Here is a 17,057-nt window from a genome sequence, read left to right on the forward strand (position 1 = left end):
AATAGAATTAAAAATTCACAAAAAATTCACAAAAAATGAGTAAAATTTAATCTTGATTTTTCTTTAGGATTTGTTATTATGAAAAAGAAGATTGTTTTAATCATTTTAATTGCAATACTTGGAAGTGTTGGGGCTTATTTTATTTTTTTTAATAATGATGGAAAAATCAGCTATTTAACTCAAAAAATACAAAAAAAAGATATATCTCAAACCATAGAGGCAGTAGGAAAGGTATATGCCAAAGATCAAGTCGATGTGGGTGCTCAAGTTAGCGGACAAATTATAAAACTTTATGTTGATGTGGGAACTCATGTAAAGCAAGGTGATTTGATCGCTCAAATTGACAAAGATAAACAACAAAACGATTTAGATATTACAAAAGCTCAGCTTGAAAGCGCTAAGGCTAATTTAGAGAGTAAAAAAGTTGCTCTTGAGATTGCGAATAAGCAGTATCAAAGAGAGCAAAAACTTTATGCAGCTAAAGCAAGTTCTCTTGAAAATTTAGAAACTCAAAAAAATAATTATTATACTTTAAAAGCTAATGTTGCAGAGCTTAATGCTCAAGTAGTTCAGCTTGAAATCACTCTTAAAAATGCACAAAAAGATTTAGGTTATACAACCATTACTGCTCCTATGGATGGTGTTGTGATTAATGTAGCTGTAGATGAAGGACAAACAGTTAATGCTAATCAAAACACTCCTACTATAGTCCGTATAGCTAATTTAGACGAAATGGAAGTAAGAATGGAAATAGCAGAGGCTGATGTGAGTAAGATAAAAGTAGGAACAGAGCTTGATTTTTCTTTGCTTAATGATCCTCAAAAAACTTATCATGCTACTATTGCAAGTATAGATCCAGCTGATACTGAAGTGAGTGATTCTAGTACAAGCTCAAGCTCATCAAGTTCGAGTTCTTCAAGCTCAAGCTCATCAAATGCTATTTATTATTACGCAAAATTTTATGTAGCCAATAAAGATGATTTTTTGCGTATTGGTATGAGTATACAAAATGAAATTGTCGTAGCGAGTGCAAAGGCTGTTTTAGCAGTGCCAACTTATGCAATTAAAAGCGATCCAAAAGGCTATTATGTTGAAATTTTAGAAAATCAAAAAGCTGTTAAAAAATATGTCAAACTTGGCATTAAAGATTCTATCAACACTCAAATTTTAGAAGGTGTAAATGAAAATGAAGAATTGATAGTAAGCTCAAGTGCTGATGGCTTAGCTCCTAAAATGAAGTTGAGATTTTAATGATTTTTCTTAAAAATATTTGCAAGAATATAGGCGAAAATGCCATTTTAAAAAATGTAAGTTTAAGTATAGAAAAAGGTGAATTTGTTGCCATTATAGGACAAAGTGGAAGTGGTAAAACTTCACTTTTGAATATCATAGGAACATTAGATACACCAAGTAGTGGAACTTATGTTTTTGATGAGTATGAAGTCACTAAACTTAATAACGATGAAAAAGCAAGATTAAGGCGTGAAAAAATAGGCTTTATATTTCAAAGATATAATCTTTTAAGCTTGCTTAGTGCTAAAGAAAATGTCTCTTTACCTGCAGTTTATGCGGGAAAAAATTTACAAGAAAGAAGTCAAAACGCTAAAAAACTTTTAAATGATTTAGAACTAGCTCATAAGTTAGATTCTAAACCGAATGAATTAAGCGGAGGACAGCAACAACGCGTTTCTATAGCAAGAGCTTTAATCAATGGCGGAGAGCTTATTTTGGCTGATGAGCCAACGGGAGCTTTGGATAGTAAAAGCGGTATTATGGTACTTGAAATTTTACAAAAACTTAACGCGCAAGGTCATACTATAGTCTTAGTAACTCACGATCCAAAAATCGCAGCACAAGCTAAAAGGGTTATAGAGATTAAAGATGGAGAAATTTTAAGCGATACTAAAAAGGAAAAAGCTCAAGAAAAACTCACTTTAAAAACAATGTCTAAAGAGAAAAAAACATTTACTTTGCTTAAAAATCAAGCCTTTGAGTGTTTTAAGATAGCTTATTTTTCTATACTTGCGCACAAACTTCGTTCTATTTTAACTATGCTTGGAATCATCATAGGTATTGCTTCTGTAGTTTGTGTTGTAGCTTTAGGATTGGGCTCGCAAGCTAAAGTGCTTGAGTCTATTGCGAGACTTGGGACAAATACTATTGAAATTCGCCCTGGAAAAGGGTTTGGGGATTTGCGTTCGGGTAAAACAAGGCTTAATTTTAGCGATTTAGAAACGCTAAGATCCCTAGAATATTTAGAAGCAGTGGATGCTCATTCAAATACTTCAGGTGTGGCAACTTATACCAATATTTCTTTAAGTGCAAGAGCTGAAGGAGTGGGGGTAAATAATTTTGCTATAGAAGGTTTAAGGATAGATGCGGGAAGAATTTTAAATAATGATGATGTAAAAAATAGTACCAATGTTGCTGTGCTAGATTTTAATGCTAAAAAAAATCTTTTTCCTGATGAAAAAAGTGAAAATATTTTAGGTCGTGTGGTGCTTTTTAATTCTCAACCTTTTAAGATCATAGGAGTTTTGCAAAAAGATACAGACAAACCTATAGAAGATAATGTAGTGCGTCTTTATATACCCTATACAACACTGATGAATAAGCTTACAGGAGATAGAAATTTGCGTGAAATTATAGTTAAGGTTAAAGATGATGTGAGTTCAACTTTGGCTGAAAATGCTATTATAAGAATTTTAGAAATTAAACGCGGACAAAAGGATTTTTTTACTTTTAATTCTGACACCTTTAAGCAAGCTATTACAGCAAATAAACGCACTACAACCATACTTACCGCTTGTGTGGCTGTGATTGCTTTGATTGTTGGGGGTATAGGAGTGATGAACATCATGCTTGTTTCTGTAAGTGAAAGAACAAGAGAAATAGGCATACGCATGGCTATAGGGGCTAGAAGAGAAGATATTATGATGCAGTTTTTAATCGAAGCGGTTATGATTTGTACTATAGGGGCGATTTTAGGTGTGATTTTATCGATTTTTGTTATTTTTGCTTTTAATACTTTAAGTACTGATTTTCCTATGATTTTAAATGCCTATTCTGTGCTTTTGGGACTTTTAAGTTCTATGTTTATCGGTGTGGTTTTTGGTTTTTTCCCTGCAAGAAATGCAGCAAATTTAAATCCTATTAGTGCATTATCAAAGGAATGATATGAGAGTAATATTTAGCATTTTTTTAGCATTTTTCTTGAGCGCTTGTGGTGCAAAACTTAGCTTGCCTAAAGAAGTTGATTTAACCCAAGAACAAATGAAAGATTTAAATCTTACTTATGATTGGTATAGATCTTATGATAATGCAAAATTAAATGAATTTCTAAATTTTGTTTTATTGAATAATAGCGATATTAATATTGCTAGAAAAACTTTGCTTTCAGCTTTGGCTAGAGCCGATTTGATTGATTATGATTTATATCCGACTTTAAGTGGAAATTTGGGTTTTGGTGGAGATAAAGATTTAAATTCAGGCAAACAAAGTAAAAATTTCAATCATTCTTTAAATTTAAGCTATGAGCTTGATATTTATGGAAAATTAAGAGATAGTGCAAGTGCGAGTGAATTTAGTGCAAAAGCAAGTGCTTATGATCTTGAAAATTTAAAAATAAGCATGATCAATACAGCTTTAAATGATGTTTTTGAGCTGGCTTATTTTAACGATGTAGATAAATTGCTTCGAGCTTATCTTTCAAATTTAGAACAAATGAAAGAGCTTTATAGTTATAAATACAAGCTTGGAAAAATAGAAGAATTAGATCTTTTAAACATAGAACAAAGCTTATTAAGAGCTAAACAAAATTTATTAAGCAATGATCAAAATCGTAATTTACTCATAAAAAATTTACAAGATTTATTAGCAAAGCAAGAAGGTTTTGCTTACATAGAGTATTTTAAAACTTTATCTTTAAATGATTTTAAAACCTTAAGTCCTGATTTTAATATACCTTTAAAAGCTTTAGCGTACCGTGCAGATGTGAGATCTAAACTCAATAGCTTAAAATCAGCCTTTAAGGATTATTCTTCCATACAAAAATCTATTTTGCCTAGTATTTCTTTAGGTGGAGCATTAAGTGGGAGTGATAAAAAAATTGATGATAGTTTTAAATTTGAAATTTTAAGTGGTAATGTTAAGATTTCTTTACCTTTCTTAGATTATGGTAGAGTAAAGCAAAATATCAAAATTTCTCAATTTACCTATGAGCAACTTTTAATTTCTTATGAGCAAGCCTTCCAAAGTGCGATGAATGAATTTGCATTGAATTATAAAGATTATCAAAGTAACACCTTACTTTTGCAAAATTTGCAAAGTATTAACATTAAACAAGAGCTTATCACTAAGGCGTATTATGAAAAATATATTTTAGGAAAAAGTGAATTAAAAGATTATTTGGATGCAAACAATACTTTAAAATCTACCCAGCAAGAATTTTTAAGAGCTAGATTTAATCTTTTAAAAACCATTAATTCTTACTATCAAATCACAGCTTTAAGTTTTAATGATGAAAGCTTAGAATTTCCTAAGTATTAATTTAATAATCGATGATATTTTTTAAATCCTCGAGTAATTTTTTAGCCATCAGCTCATAGCCTTTTATAGTAAGATGTACATCATTGAGCGAAAGCTTTTGCTCTATCCATTTGTTTTTTCCTCCGCTATCTTGCATAAACTGATGCATATCAAAAATAAGAGTTTTTTCTTCTTTAGCAACTTCATATAATGCTTTGCGTATAGTAAAAAAATCAGGAGCAAGCTTGTAGTTTTTACCTTGTTTTTGAACTACTGTTGGTGGAGAGATTAGCATGATAACAGCGTTTTTATTGTAAGTTTTTAAAATGCTAATCCATTTTTTTAAATTATTTTTGAATTTTTGTTTTTCAAACCCTTTAAAGAGTGCATCATTAGAACCATAGGCAAGAATAATCAAATCATTGTGTAAAAGTCCTAGTTCTTTTTTTACAACTGCTTGATTCCAAGAGAGCCATAAATCACTTTTGGCACCATTGATTGCAATGGTATCTAAGAAAACATTATTATTTTTATTTGTGATGAAATATCCTCCTAGTTCAGCATCCTTTTGTAAAGCTGAAATTTGCAAAGGAAGATCAAGTTCTAGTTCTTTATAAGACCATTTGTTAATTTGTGTAGTTCTTAACTCATAGCTTTGGTTTTTTGCATCTTTGATGCTAAAAGCATTGGTATTTTGCTTGGCTTTAAATAAAAATCCTATCTTGAATTTTTTTTTATCTAAGGTTGTATCAAGGTTGATTTTTGCGCCTTTGATTTTTGCTTTGGCTATTATCCCACCTAGTGGAAAATTATGTCCAGTATTAGCAGGATTTCTTGAGTTTAAAATTTCAAAGTTTTTATAAGAATAAACAAGATTAAGATTTTGTTGATATTTGGGCTGTAGAGGATAGGCAAAACCTATAGAGTTAGATCGGATTAAATATCCTCTTATGACACGCGGAAAGAAATCAGCCGCCATATGAGAATCTCCATAAATTCTAATTCCTATGTTTTGATTTTTTTCTAATTTTTTTTCTAGATTTTTAAGATCTTTTTTTAATACATAACTTGTTAAAGCAGAGTGATTTTTGTTTTGATTGAGCATGGAATCTATTGTGTCATTTGTATTTAAATTTTGTGCATAAGAGCTAGTAAAAATAATAAAAAACAATAAGATAATTTTAAATTTATTTACTAGCATTTTCTTCCTTAAGTTTTATGTGTTCTAATAAAAGTTTAGACATTTCTCTTGCGCCACTTGGAGTAAAATGAACCCCATCATCTGTTCTTACTTTTATACTTCTATTGTTTTCATCTTTTATATAAGCTGAGTATTCATCATTGACACTAAAAAATAGCTTAGTGTTGATAAAAATTTCTTTATTTTTAAGAATTTCATCGCTGTAAATTTTATTGAGCACTTGTATTTTTTTGTTCAAATCTTCTTTTTTTACAGGAGGGATTTCAAACCAAAAAACTTTGGCTTTATGTTTTTTAGCGATTTTAATGATTTCATCTACACGATTTGTATAAATATCTATCCAAGAAGGGGAGCCAAAACGATGGTAATTTCCTCCTTTTTTAATATCCCAAGGATCATTAGCGCCAAGAAGAACAACAAGATATTTAATATTTGAGTTTTTAACAAAAGCTTCATTGGTGGCTTTTGACCAGTCAAAATAGGATTTATAAGAAAGGCCTGTATTTTGTTTACTAAGATCGGTTACCTTAAGATTTAAATTTCTTAAATCTCTATTTAAGGCTATTGCAACACCTTGCATTAAAGAATCTCCGATAAATAAAAACTCATCTCCATTTTGTAGTTCTAATTTGGTATTGTCGATAAAACTAATATTTGCATCTTGGATTAAGGTTGGATTTGTTTCTTTATGAGAAGTGTTTTCATCATTTTCTAAAGTGTTTAGAACTTTATCTATTTTACTTAAGTTTTCATCTGTTGATTTACTTTCTTGATTTGTAGTTTCTTCATTGGTTTGAGGCAAGGGTTCGTTGCTTAAAATTGCACGAATTTGTTCTAATTTAATTTTGAAGCCATTGGCTTCTTTTAAAAGATCATTATGAGGATAGAATGCAAAGTGATATTTTTGTTCTATATAAGAGCTAATACTCTGATTCATAACTACAACAACCAAGCCAAGCACTATAATCAAAATGAAGAAAAATCTAACTACACTCATCTAAAAACTCGAATAAATAAAATCAGGAATTCCATCTGGCATAAAAGCAAAAACCAAAAGTAAAATAAAAGCTATGATAAAAGGTTTTAGCAAAAATGGAGTAAGATTTAAAATCTTAATGCAATATTCTTTAAAATTAATAAATAAAGGATAGATCATAAAAAGAACCCCAAAAGCAACCAACATATAAATATCGTTATAAGATGGAATTTGGAAGAAATTATAATAACAAGCTTTAAAATATTCTATTGCATCTTCTAGATTTTTGCTATAATAAAAGAAAATCCAAGTAAAACATACAAATTGAAAGGTTAAAAATCTTCCTAAAGCTGGAATTTTTTTTAAACTAAATTTGCTTAAAGCTAGCAAATGTATAAAAACTATGCCAATACCATGCAATAAACCCCAAACAATAAAAGCAAGTGTATTGCCATGCCACATACCTGAAAGTATAAAAGCGATGAGTATGTTAACTATAGTGCGTGGCATTCCTTTTCTATTGCCCCCTAAAGGTATATAGATATAATCTCTTATAAAGGCTGAAAGACTGATATGCCATCTAGCCCAAAAATCTTTTAGGTTTTTTGCAAGATAAGGCATGTTAAAGTTAGGTGGAAGGGTAAAACCTAACATTAAAGCAAAAGCACAAACTAAATCAACATATCCGCTAAAATCGCAGTATATTTGAATCGCGTAGGCGTAAATTGCGCTTAAAAGTTGTATAAAATTATAAGATTGTGGAAAGTCTAAAATACTTTTAGCATAAATTCCAAGGTAATTGGCTATTAAAACTTTTTTAACTATACCAAAAACAAGCAAGATGATGATTAAATTTGCATGTTTAAATTCGCGTTTTTGATAGGCCTGTTCAAAGAAAAAAGAACTTCGCATAATAGGCCCTGAAAGTAGTGTTGGAAAAAATGATAAGAAGGTTGCTAAATTTAAAAAACTTTCTAAACGCCGTTTTTGATAAACTTCTACAAGATAAGTAATAGAAGTAAAGGTATAAAAACTAATCCCTATTGGTAATACTAAATCAATATTTAAAAATTCTAAACCGAAAAAATTTAATATCTCATCAACACTTCCTTTGATGCTAGGAAAGTATTTAAAAAAACATAAATTTAAAATAATAAAAGCCATGCAAGTAGCGAAAATATAACGCTTGCGACGCACAAAAATTAGCAAGGCAAAATAGTGTATAAAAAAGGTATATATAAATAAAACCAAGGCGAAATAAGGATTGATTAAAATATAAATAATATAAGAGAAAATTAAAATTAAAATATTTTGTATTTTGTAATCATTTTTAAAAGTCCAATAAATAGCAAAAAAAGCTATCATTAAAATACTAAATTCTAGAGAAAAATAAGTCATACCTTCAATCCAAAGCGAGATTTGCCCATAGTAGGGCAAAGATTATTTTTTTCTGCTTAATGCAATATTTTTGATGTATTGATCAGCTAAATAAAGTCCATTTCCGTGTTCTCCGATTAACTTAATCTTGTCAACTATACCGCGGAAAAGTGCTTCTTCTTCGTGTTGTTCGCTTACATACCATTGTAAGAAATTAAAAGTAGAATAATCTTTATGTGTTAGCATGTGTTCAACTAAAGTATTGATTGATTTTGTGATAAATTGCTCATGTTCATAGGTTTTTTCAAAAACATCAAGCAAGGATTTGAAATTTTGTTCAGGCTGTTTTACTTCTTGAAGCTCTACATGAGAATCTGTCTCATTAAGATAAGTGATAAGCTTTTTAGCATGATCGCTTTCTTCGCTTGCATGTGCAAACAAGAAGGCTCCAGCTCCATCAAGACTGTTTTCATAGCACCAAGAACTCATACTAAGATATAAGTTTGCTGCATACATTTCTTTGTTTATTTGTTCATTGAGTAATTTTACAACTTCTTTAGAAAGCATTCTTATCTCCTTATTAAAATTTAAAATGTTTTATAATGATATATTATTTTTTTAAAAACAAGCTAAATTTTTTGATAGTTAAAAATTATATTTAAGAAAAATACAAAATAAAAAATGTTTCCAAAATGTTTCCAAGTTTTTTTAAACTTCCATTACTTTTTTAAAGTTAAGGAGAAAAAATGAAAAAAATTCTATCTTTAAGTGTGGCAAGTCTTGCACTTTGTGGTACTTTAAATGCAGCAGATTTAAAAATCGCAGGTTCATCGACTGTGTATCCTTTTACTTCTTTTGTAGCTGAAGAATACGCTTCGATTAAAAATACCAAAACTCCTATAGTAGAGAGCTTGGGAACAGGGGGTGGATTTAAGGTATTTTGCGAAGGAACTACTGATATTTCTAATGCTTCAAGACCTATGAAATTAAGCGAATTTGAAACTTGCAAAAAAGCAGGAGTAACTGATATAGTAGGGATTATGATAGGTTATGATGGTATAGTTTTAGCCCAAAATAAAACCAATGCTCCATTAAATATCACAAAAAAAGAACTTTTCTTAGCATTAGCAAAAGAAATTCCACAAAATGGAAAACTTATACCAAATCCTTATACAAACTGGAATCAAATCAATAAAAATTTACCAAATCGTAAAATTAGTGTTTATGGCCCACCATCAAGTTCAGGAACAAGAGATACTATAGAAGAGCTTGTAATGAGTGATGTGTCTAAAAAAATTCCTGAGTATAAAGGCGAGTATAAAACCATACGCCAAGATGGTGCTTATATCCCAAGTGGCGAAAATGATAATCTAATCGTTTCAAAACTTACTATTGATAAGGATGCTTTTGGAATTTTTGGTTATAGCTTTTTAGTGAGCAATTCAGACAAAATCAATGCTGCTAATATCGATGGTGTTACGCCAAGCGAAGAAAGCATCGCAGATGAAAAATACGAACTCGCAAGAAGTTTGTTTATTTATATCAATGCTAAGAAAAATCCAAAAGAAGCCTTTGAATTTGCAAAAATTTATATGAGTGATGATTTGGCAAAAAGTGGTGGAGAGCTTGAAAAAATAGGACTTATCCCTTTAAATAATGATAAGTTAAAAGCTTCTCAAAAACATATAGAAGATAGAAAAATTTTAAATGATGAGCTTGTAAAAGCTGGAAAAGTTTTTTAAGGAAAAACTTTGTTAAAAGAAAAAATAATCAAATTTGCACTTTTTTTATGTGCTTTTGTAAGCGTGATAGTAAGTTTTGCTATCATGCTTACAATTTTAATTGAAGCTTTAAAATTCTTTCAAAAAGAAAGCGTTGTTACCTTTTTATTCTCAAGTCAGTGGGCAGCTGATGCAGCTTTTATGAATGCAGATGGTATGAGCAAACAAGGTGTTTTTGGGGCACTATCGCTTTTTTGGGGAACTTTTTATATTTCATTGATTGCTATGCTAACGGCTTTACCTTTGGGGGTTATGTGTGCTATATATTTAGGTGTTTTTGCTGGTAAAAAATCTAAAAATTACTTAAAACCTATTTTAGAAATCATTGCAGGGATTCCTACTGTTGTTTTTGGATTTTTTGCGGCTATAGTTGTAGCACCTTTTATAGTGTGGTTTTTTTCTTTATTTGGCATACAAGCAAGTTTTCAAAGTGCTTTAGGCGCAGGTTTTATCATGGGGATCATGATAGTACCTATAGTGGCTTCTTTATCTCAAGATTGTATTGAAGCAGTAAGTGAGAAAAGGATTAATGGTGCTTATGCTTTAGGTATGACAAAAAAAGAAGTGGTTTTTGCTGTGATTTTACCTGAGGCTATTCCTGGTATAGTTGCAGCTTGTCTTTTAGGACTTTCAAGAGCCTTAGGTGAAACCATGATAGTGGTAATGGCAGCTTCTTTGCGTCCAAATTTAACTTTAAATTTTTTAGAAGATATGACAACGGTAACGGTAAAAATCGTAGAAGCTTTAAGCGGAGATCAAGCTTTTGATAGTTCTTTAGCTTTAAGTGCTTTTTCTTTAGGTTTAGTGCTTTTTATCATCACTTTAATCATCAATATGTTTAGTGTTTATCTTATCAATCGCTTTCACAAAAGGAAAAATTTATGAAAAAACTTTTTAAAAAAAGACAAAAAGCTTCAAAGTCTTTTAAAAGACTTTGTAAAATGGGACTTTATATTAATTTAATTTTTCTTTGTATCTTTTTAGGGAGTGTGGGTTATCTTGGAATTGGATCTTTTAAGCAAACTTATATTTTTGTAGAGGCTAATAGAAATTCTCCTGCTTATGATCTTTTATCTCGCGCTGAGCAAAGAAAGATAAGAACAGGGCAAATCACTGAAAAAACTTGGCTTTTGGCAAATTCAGAAGTGGATCAATATATGAAGCAAAAATATAATCGCCTTAGTGAAAAACAAAGAGCTTTAGTTGATGATCTTGTGCAAAAAGGCGAGATAGAGCTTAAATTTAATAGCAATTTCTTTTTAAATGGGGACTCAAAATCTCCTGAAAATTCAGGAATTTTATCTTCAGTTGTAGGGACTTTGCTTGTTATGCTTGTTTGTATGGTTGTGAGTGTTCCTATAGGCGTTGCAGCGGCAATTTACTTAGAAGAATTTGCACCGCAAAATTTATTTACACATTTTATAGAAGTGTGTATTAATAACCTTGCAAGTATTCCAAGTATCTTGTTTGGACTTTTAGGACTTGGAGTGTTTATCAATCTTTTTGGAATGCCTCGCTCAAGTGCTTTAGTGGGTGGGCTTACTTTGGCTATTATGAGTTTACCTATTATCATTGTTTCAACCAAAGCGGCTTTAAAAAGTGTGGACATTAACATGAAAAATGCCGCTTATGCCTTAGGCATGACAAAGGTTCAAATGGTAAAAGGGATTATGTTACCTTTAGCTATGCCTATGATTTTAACAGGTTCTATTTTGACTTTAGCTGGGGCTATAGGAGAGACTGCACCTTTGATGATTATCGGTATGATAGCATTTATCCCTGATGTAGCTAGTTCGATTTTTGATCCAACTAGCGTTTTGCCTGCTCAAATTTACTCATGGTCGGCTATGCCAGAGCGTGCATTTTTAGAAAGAACAGCAGCGGGTATTATTGTGCTTTTAGGACTTTTAGTCGTGTTAAATCTTAGTGCGATATTATTAAGAAAATATTTTCAAGGAAAATTAAAGTGATAGCAAAAACAACAAATTTAAATTTATTTTATGGAAAAAAACAAGCTTTATTTGATATCAATATGCAAATAGAACAAAACAAAATTACCGCACTCATCGGTGCTTCAGGATGCGGTAAATCCACTTTTTTGCGTTGTTTTAACAGAATGAATGATAAAATCGCAAAAATCGATGGTTTGGTAGAAATTGAAGGAAAAGATGTTAAAAATCAAGATGTAGTAGCTTTGCGTAAAAATGTAGGCATGGTTTTTCAACAACCTAATGTTTTTGTAAAAAGCATTTATGAAAATATCTCTTATGCACCAAAACTTCATGGTATGATTAAAAATAAAGATGAAGAAGAAGCTTTGGTGGTGGATTGTTTGCAAAAAGTAGGACTTTTTGAAGAGGTTAAAGATAAATTAAAGCAAAATGCTCTAGCTCTTTCAGGCGGACAACAACAACGCCTTTGTATCGCAAGAGCTTTAGCAATAAAACCTAAGCTCTTGCTTTTAGATGAGCCAACTTCCGCACTTGATCCTATTAGCTCAGGTGTTATAGAAGAGCTCTTAAAAGAATTAAGTCATAATCTTTCTATGATCATGGTTACGCATAATATGCAACAAGGTAAACGCGTGGCTGATTATACTGCATTTTTTCACCTAGGTGAGCTTATAGAATTTGGTGAAAGTAAAGAATTTTTTGAAAATCCAAAACAAGAAAAAACCAAAGCTTACTTAAGCGGTGCTTTTGGGTGAGATTTATAGAAAAACAAGTATCTTTGTATTAAAATTATATCCTTGAAAAAAATTTCATAAGGATATAGTTTTGTTTGAAACACTTTTAAAACTTAGCGAAGAGCCTTTAAAAAGCAAGATTAAGGATTTGTATTTTTCTAAGTTTAATTATATAGGTACTAAGATTGATTTTTGTATCACTCAAAATTTAGGACTTTTAGGTGAAGTTAATTTACTTTGGGCTGAAGCCAAACAAGGAAAAAGCGAGCTTAAAAAGTCTTTTGTTCAGCTTGTACTTACCATAGGAAAATATAAATTTTATACAGAGCAAACTCCAAATTTACTTTGTGCTTTTGACGCTGAAAAGATAGCCTTTTTACCTTTTTCTTCCTTGCAAGAAATTTTTTATCAAAGCGATATAAACTTTAGTGTAACACCTAGTAATCATAAAAGCGAGCAGTTTTTAAAACTTCTAAAAGAATTAGATAGTATTTTAAATACAGCACAAATTTTTTATTATGAAAAAAATGATGAAGAATTAAAAACTTTCATAAAAGAAAATCTTACAAGCGAAAATATAAGCAAAATTAAAATCGATAAAAACAATTTTGTAAGCATTTATCACAAATGGAATAAAATGGTTAAAGATACTATCAGTATTGATTGGAATTTGGCTAAAAAAAGCGGGATTATAGATGCTGATTTTTATTTGGCTGATTTACTCTCAAACGAAAATGAAACCATCAGTCAAAATTTATTTGCCATTCTTAAAAAAGATTATTATGAGTTTAATAAAACAAAAAGTGATTTAGGCTCTATCATTAACGAACGCACTTCTTTTAAAGATAATCAAAAAGCCCATCATGGATTTTGGGCGATTTACGAGCGTCCTCCAAGGAAAGAATTTTGGGATTATATTATAAAGCGTAGAGATTTACTTGTAGATCAAGATGTAAGAGAGCGAAAAGGAGCATTTTTTACCCCAAGAATTTGGGTGGATAAGGCTTGTGAGTATCTTTCTAAAACTTTTGGGGAGGATTATGAAGAGGAGTATTATATATGGGATTTAGCGGGTGGAACAGGAAATTTGCTAGCAAATTTTACAAATAAAAAAAATATCTTTTGTTCTACTCTTGATAAAGCTGATATAGATGTGATACATGAGCGTATAAAAAATGGTGCGAATTTATTTGAAAATCATGTTTTTCAATTTGATTTTTTAAATGATGAATTCTTTGATAAAGTGGATGATAAGAGTAAAATCATCCAAAAATCAAAATTACCTTTAAATTTACAAGAGATTTTAAAAGATGAAAATAAACGCAAAAAATTAATAATCTTTATCAACCCACCTTATGCGGAGGCTACAAGCGCTACACAGGTTACAAATACAGGAAAAAATAAAGGTAAAGTAGCAAGAGAAAATAAAATTTGTGAAAAATATAAAGACATTTTAGGAAAAGCGAACAATGAGCTTTTTGCACAATTTTTTATCAGAATTTATTGTGAGATAGAAGATTGTTTAATGGCTAGTTTTTCTAAATTAAAATATGTAAATTCTACCAATTTTATAAAATTTAGAGAGAATTTTAAGGCTAAATTTTTAAAAGGCTTTATGGTGCCTGCTAATACCTTTGATAATGTAAAAGGAAATTTTCCCATAGGATTTTTGATATGGGATATGAGTAAAAAAGAAGAAATTAAAAAAATAAAACTTGATACATTTAATAAAAATGGGAGTTTTTTAGGAATAAAAACTTTTTATAATGATCAAAAAGAAAGTATTAATAAATGGATCAAGATTTTTGATGATAAAAAATCACAAGAGAAATTTGGATTTATGGGAAACCCAAGCCCAGATTTTCAACATAATAGCCAATTATATCTTTCTCTTAACAAAGGAATAGAGCATTTTAATTTTTACATATTCTCGCTAAAAAACCTGTTGAATGGTGCTGTATATTTCTCTGTTCGTCATGCTATAAATGCTACTTGGATAAATGATAGAGATCAGTTTTTATATCCTAATGATTTATACAAAAACGATGATGAGTTTAAAAGTGATTGTTTAGCTTTTATGCTTTTTCATGGGCAAAATCGCATAAGTGCAAAAGAAGGGATAAATCATTTTATACCTTTTAGTGAAAAAGAACTAGGTATCACAAAAGAAGCTTTTGAAAGTGATTTTATGTATAAATTTATAAAGGGTAAGATAAAAGATGAAAATTCGCTTTTTGGCGATGAGTTAGCAAAGATAGAATTCAGTCTTGAAGCTCAAGAGCTCTTAAAAGCAGGAAAAGAACTTTTTAAGTATTATCACACACATAGTGAGGATAAAGGCTATCTTGTCAATGCTTCACTTTATGATATAAAAGAATTTTTTCAAGGCAGAGATGAAAAAGATAGGATGAAGCTTCCTAGCCAAGCAAAAGACGAGCATTATAAAATTTTACTAAGTGATTTAAACATAGCTTTAAATGCTTTAGCTAAAAAGTTAGAGCCAAAAATTTATGAATACGGCTTTTTAAAAGAATAATCATGGCAAAAAAACAACTTTCTTTAACAAGACTTAGTATTCCTATATTTTGGGATTTGCTTTCTAAGTATTTAACTGTGATTATCAATACTGCTATGGTGTCGCATTATTCTAATTTTCTTGTGGGTGCTATGGGGGCTGGAAATCAAATTTTAGATCTTTTTATCACTATTTTTTCATTTTTAAGTGTGGGTTGTAGTGTGGTGATAGCTCAGGCTATTGGTGCAAAAGATCATGTTTTAGCAAGAAAAGTGATTCATCAAAGTTTGTTCTTAAATGCACTTTTAGGCTTTGTGTGTGGTGCGCTTATTTTATGGCATGGGGAGTATTTGCTTTATCTTTTAAAAATTCCACAAGAATTGCTTAAAGATAGTGAAATTTACTTACATATGCTTGCAATTTGTTTGTTTTTTGATGCCATAGGAATTGTTTTAGCGGCCATTGTAAGGGTTTATAATATGGCTTATTGGGTGATGCTTATAGGCTTTTTGATGGATATAGTGGTGATTTGTGGAAATTATTATGTTTTGCATTATACAAAATTAGAACTTTTTGGAGTAGGACTTAGTAATATTTTTGCCCGTATTGTTGCTATAGTGGCTTTACTTGTGATACTTTTTTATAAACTTAAAATTCATCTTAAAATCAAAGAAATGATAAAACTTGAAAAAGAAGTTTTAAAAAAGGTTTTAAATATAGGTGGGTTTTCAGCAGGAGAAAATCTTTTGTGGATAGTTCAATACACTATAGCTTTTGCTTTTGTAGCAAGCTTAGGCGAGACGAGTTTGAGTGTGCAAACGATTTATTTTCAAATTTCAATGCTTATTATGCTTATAGGACAAGCTACGAGCATAGCTAATGAAATCATAGTAGGTAAATTAGTCGGTGCTAGATATATAAATATCGCTTATAAACATGCTTGGCGTGCTTTATATTTTAGTGTAATAGCGAGTGCTTTAGTGGCACTTTTGAATTATCTTTGTCAAGATTTTACTATGCAAATTTTAGGGCTTAAAGAAGAGCTAAAAAATTTAATGATACCTTTATTTGCTCTTTCAATCTTTCTTGAAATTTCACGAACTTTTAATATAGTTATGGTTAATTCCTTGCGCGCAAGTGGCGATGCTAAGTTTCCATTTTTTAGCGGACTTGTTTTTATGATGGGGGTATCTTTGCCTGTGGGTTATGTGCTTTGTTTTTATTTTAATCTTGGAATTTTAGGGATTTGGATAGGATTTTGTGCGGATGAGTTTTTGCGTGGAATGGTAAATTCATATAGATGGAAAAGCAAAAAATGGCAAGGCAAAGCTCTAGTTTAAAATCTTTTATTTATAAAGATGAGTGTTATTTTTATTCTAAAAAACGCATAAAAACTTTAAGATTAAGGCTCAATGAAAGGGGTGAATTTGTTCTTAGCATTCCTTATTTTTGCACCTTTAAAAGTGTTTATGAGTTTTTAGATAAATCAAACCCTTGGATAAATGAGGCAAAAAAAAGATTTGATAAAAAAGCTTTAAAAGATGATGAGTTAATCTTTTTGGCTAAAAAATATAAAATTATTTTTGATGAAAATGCTAAAAAAACTTATTTTGATAAAGATAAAATTCTTTGTCAAAATGAAGCAAAATTAGATTTATTTTTAAGACAAAATGCCAAAAAGATTTTTACTTTTTATCTTAAAAAATGGAGTCAAAAAACAGGTTTATTTTACACACACTTAAGCATTAAAAATATGAAAACGCGTTGGGGTTCTTGTAATCATAATAAAGCCTATATCAATTTAAATTTAAAACTCATTCAAAAGAGTTTAAGGGCTATTGAATATGTGATTTTGCATGAAATAAGCCACTTAAAATTCCCTAATCACAGCAAAGAATTTTACGCTTTTATGGAGCATTTTATGAGCGATTTTAGACAAAGAGAGAAAGAATTTTTAAGTTAAAAATGTTATATTTATAGTTTATTTTTCAAAA

At 30.2% G+C, this 17,057-nt stretch carries 14 protein-coding genes; 10 read left to right on the forward strand and 4 right to left on the reverse strand.

Translation table 11 applies throughout. The features are described from left to right. The first annotated feature begins 78 nt into the window (after positions 1–78). Genes ELQ05_RS03310 through ELQ05_RS03320 form a run of 3 tightly spaced genes read left to right on the forward strand, consistent with a single transcriptional unit; the run spans position 79 to position 4,548 of the window. On the forward strand, positions 79–1,251 hold the full coding sequence (locus ELQ05_RS03310) for an efflux RND transporter periplasmic adaptor subunit (RefSeq protein WP_134239934.1): 1,173 nt from the start codon (positions 79–81) through the stop codon (positions 1,249–1,251). Further along, entirely contained in the window at positions 1,251–3,176 is a 1,926-nt protein-coding gene (locus tag ELQ05_RS03315; RefSeq protein ID WP_134239935.1) for an ABC transporter permease, read from the forward strand. The genes ELQ05_RS03310 and ELQ05_RS03315 overlap by 1 nt, the downstream gene beginning before the upstream one ends. 1 nt (position 3,177) lies before the next feature. Next, positions 3,178–4,548, forward strand: a complete 1,371-nt coding sequence (locus ELQ05_RS03320) for a TolC family protein (protein WP_134239936.1) — start codon at positions 3,178–3,180, stop codon at positions 4,546–4,548. A 1-nt stretch (position 4,549) separates the two neighbouring features. Here the strand turns inward: ELQ05_RS03320 and ELQ05_RS03325 are convergent, their stop codons facing one another. From ELQ05_RS03325 to ctf, 4 genes are read right to left on the reverse strand one after another with little or no spacing between them, the layout of a single operon-like run. Further along, positions 4,550–5,728 (reverse strand): SGNH/GDSL hydrolase family protein, encoded by a 1,179-nt coding sequence (locus tag ELQ05_RS03325; RefSeq protein WP_088303731.1) that lies wholly within the window; start codon positions 5,726–5,728, stop codon positions 4,550–4,552. Next, entirely contained in the window at positions 5,715–6,725 is a 1,011-nt protein-coding gene (locus tag ELQ05_RS03330) for a GDSL-type esterase/lipase family protein (RefSeq protein ID WP_096702999.1), read from the reverse strand. The genes ELQ05_RS03325 and ELQ05_RS03330 overlap by 14 nt, the downstream gene beginning before the upstream one ends. Then, on the reverse strand, positions 6,726–8,102 hold the full coding sequence (locus ELQ05_RS03335) for an MBOAT family protein (protein WP_096702997.1): 1,377 nt from the start codon (positions 8,100–8,102) through the stop codon (positions 6,726–6,728). Positions 8,103–8,144: 42 nt separating this feature from the next. Then, positions 8,145–8,648, reverse strand: coding sequence for a non-heme ferritin (gene ctf, locus ELQ05_RS03340; protein WP_002852256.1), 504 nt, complete (start codon positions 8,646–8,648; stop codon positions 8,145–8,147). A 179-nt stretch (positions 8,649–8,827) separates the two neighbouring features. On the opposite strand from ctf, the gene ELQ05_RS03345 reads away from it, so the two are divergent. The 7 genes from ELQ05_RS03345 to ELQ05_RS03375 all read left to right on the forward strand — a co-directional run bounded on the left by ELQ05_RS03345 (position 8,828) and on the right by ELQ05_RS03375 (position 17,026). Then, complete coding sequence (locus ELQ05_RS03345; protein WP_070316936.1) at positions 8,828–9,823, forward strand: substrate-binding domain-containing protein; 996 nt, start codon at positions 8,828–8,830, stop codon at positions 9,821–9,823. A gap of 9 nt (positions 9,824–9,832) precedes the next feature. Further along, on the forward strand, positions 9,833–10,747 hold the full coding sequence (pstC, locus tag ELQ05_RS03350) for a phosphate ABC transporter permease subunit PstC (RefSeq protein ID WP_070316937.1): 915 nt from the start codon (positions 9,833–9,835) through the stop codon (positions 10,745–10,747). Further along, on the forward strand, positions 10,744–11,832 hold the full coding sequence (pstA, locus tag ELQ05_RS03355; RefSeq protein WP_134239937.1) for a phosphate ABC transporter permease PstA: 1,089 nt from the start codon (positions 10,744–10,746) through the stop codon (positions 11,830–11,832). Before pstC ends, pstA begins: the two co-directional genes overlap by 4 nt. Next, complete coding sequence (pstB, locus tag ELQ05_RS03360) at positions 11,829–12,569, forward strand: phosphate ABC transporter ATP-binding protein PstB (protein WP_002776307.1); 741 nt, start codon at positions 11,829–11,831, stop codon at positions 12,567–12,569. Before pstA ends, pstB begins: the two co-directional genes overlap by 4 nt. Positions 12,570–12,639: 70 nt before the next feature. Then, positions 12,640–15,084, forward strand: coding sequence for a hypothetical protein (locus ELQ05_RS03365; protein WP_134239938.1), 2,445 nt, complete (start codon positions 12,640–12,642; stop codon positions 15,082–15,084). A gap of 2 nt (positions 15,085–15,086) precedes the next feature. After that, complete coding sequence (locus tag ELQ05_RS03370) at positions 15,087–16,403, forward strand: MATE family efflux transporter (RefSeq protein WP_134224795.1); 1,317 nt, start codon at positions 15,087–15,089, stop codon at positions 16,401–16,403. Then, positions 16,379–17,026, forward strand: a complete 648-nt coding sequence (locus tag ELQ05_RS03375; RefSeq protein ID WP_134239939.1) for a M48 family metallopeptidase — start codon at positions 16,379–16,381, stop codon at positions 17,024–17,026. The genes ELQ05_RS03370 and ELQ05_RS03375 overlap by 25 nt, the downstream gene beginning before the upstream one ends. Positions 17,027–17,057: the final 31 nt, after the last annotated feature.

It is taken from the genome of Campylobacter sp. US53 (assembly GCF_004378995.1).
GTDB classification, from domain to species: Bacteria; Campylobacterota; Campylobacteria; order Campylobacterales; family Campylobacteraceae; genus Campylobacter_D; species Campylobacter_D jejuni.